Origin of the sequence: Streptomyces sp. NTH33 (assembly GCF_003236365.1) — a bacterium.
Taxonomy (GTDB): domain Bacteria; phylum Actinomycetota; class Actinomycetes; order Streptomycetales; family Streptomycetaceae; genus Streptomyces.
This window is the reverse complement of record NZ_POTZ01000953.1, coordinates 1-1,046: the sequence shown is the minus strand read 5'-3', so window position 1 is coordinate 1,046 and position 1,046 is coordinate 1. Positions and strand designations below refer to the sequence as shown.

Sequence of the window (1,046 nt, the reverse complement as noted above, 5' to 3'; positions counted from 1 at the left end):
GGATACGGAAGGACCACGGGGGCGAGGGGATCGTGGATCTCGCGCCCGCCTACGGGCGGCGCGGGGCCGTCACCCACCTCACGCAGCTCACGCTCTTCTCCGTCGACGGGCTGATCCGGGCGCAGGTGCGGCGCGACACCGGGGTCTGGCATCCGCCCACCGATCTGCACCGGGCGTACCTGCGGTGGGCCGCCACCCAGCGGGACTGGGGGCCCGACGAGCGGCGCAAGGAGGACGGGTGGCTGGCGCGGGAGGAGTGGCTGTACGCCCGCCGGGATCCCGCCCGCGCGCTCCTCATCGGGTTCGGGGACGACACCATGGGCACCCTCGACGCGCCGAAGAACCCCGCCGAGGCCGGGCCGGAGGCGGCCGTCCGATCGGCTCCCTTCGGGCTTCTCGTCGGGTGGGAGCCGCAACTCGTCGTACAGCTCGCCGTCGAGTGCGCGGCGCAGACCCACGGGCACCCCACCGCCTGTCTCGCCGCCGGCGCGTACGCCGTGATCGTGCACGCCCTCGCCCGCGGTGACGGTCTCGACGAGGCCGTGCGGAGGGCGCTGGCGCTGCTCGCCGTGCGGCCCGGACACCAGCCCGTGTCCGATGCCCTGCAGCACGCGCTCGGCGTAGTACGGCAGGGCGCGCCCAGCCCGGCGCGGGTGGAGGAGCTGGAGGGGGAGGGGACGGCGGAGGAGGTGCTCGCCGCGTCCGTGTACTGCGCGCTCGTCGGCGAGGACGTACGGCACGGGCTGTGCCTGGCCGTGAACCAGGGCGGGCCCTCGGGCGCGGCCGGTGCCCTCACCGGCGGGCTGCTCGGGGCCCTGTACGGCGAGACGGCCCTCCCGCCGGCCTGGCTGGCCGAGCTGGAGGGCCGTCCCACTCTGCTGGTCCTGGCGGACGACTTCGCGATGGAGATGACCCAGGGACCCGCACTGCACGGGCCCACCGGGTCGTCCCCGGCGTGGCTGGCGCGCTATCCGCGCAGGGGCTGACCGCCCGCGGGCCACGCGCCGTTACGGCGACTGCGTCCCCACCACGTTGTCGCCCGCACC

1 protein-coding gene is annotated in these 1,046 nt (G+C 76.0%); it reads left to right on the top strand.

Annotation, left to right across the window (positions count from 1 at the left end; translation table 11 throughout):
* On the top strand, positions 1-986 hold a 986-nt coding region (locus C1I97_RS37760), incomplete at its 5' end, for an ADP-ribosylglycohydrolase family protein (protein WP_111007352.1).
* Positions 987-1,046 lie beyond the last annotated feature (60 nt).